Annotated in this window: 5 tRNA genes; all 5 read right to left on the minus strand. The window is 51.4% G+C overall.

Annotated elements, in window-relative coordinates:
* Positions 1–2: 2 nt before the first annotated feature.
* Positions 3–77 (minus strand) — tRNA-Met (locus tag LZ480_RS19690).
* Between the two features lie 46 nt (positions 78–123).
* Positions 124–216: transfer RNA gene (locus tag LZ480_RS19695), tRNA-Ser, on the minus strand.
* Positions 217–235: 19 nt separating this feature from the next.
* Positions 236–312: transfer RNA gene (locus LZ480_RS19700), tRNA-Ile, on the minus strand.
* Positions 313–318: 6 nt separating this feature from the next.
* Positions 319–392 (minus strand) — tRNA-Met (locus LZ480_RS19705).
* Between the two features lie 26 nt (positions 393–418).
* A tRNA-Ala gene (locus LZ480_RS19710) sits at positions 419–494 on the minus strand.
* Positions 495–502 lie beyond the last annotated feature (8 nt).

Here is a 502-nt window from a genome sequence, read left to right on the forward strand (position 1 = left end):
TTTGGTTGCGGGGACAGGACTTGAACCTGCGACCTTCGGGTTATGAGCCCGACGAGCTACCACTGCTCCACCCCGCGATAATAAGAAACACATTTTGTTATAAAATTAACTATTCAATTAAAATGGAGGAGGTAGAGGGATTCGAACCCCCGCGCGGTGTTACCCGCCTGTCGGTTTTCAAGACCGATCCCTTCAGCCAGACTTGGGTATACCTCCGAATTAAATATGTGATTACTGGTGGACCTTACAGGACTCGAACCTGTGACCGGACGGTTATGAGCCGTCTGCTCTAACCAACTGAGCTAAAGGTCCTTAAGATGGCTACCGAGGGAGTCGAACCCACGACCTTTCGGGTATGAACCGAATGCTCTAGCCAGCTGAGCTAGGTAGCCAGGATCTTTATTTTGGTTGTCTTTTATGGTGGAGCCTAGCGGGATCGAACCGCTGACCTCCTGCGTGCAAGGCAGGCGCTCTCCCAGCTGAGCTAAGGCCCCATAAATAG

Origin of the sequence: Solibacillus palustris, assembly GCF_022549215.1 — a bacterium.
In the GTDB taxonomy this organism is placed as follows: Bacteria; Bacillota; Bacilli; order Bacillales_A; family Planococcaceae; genus Solibacillus; species Solibacillus daqui.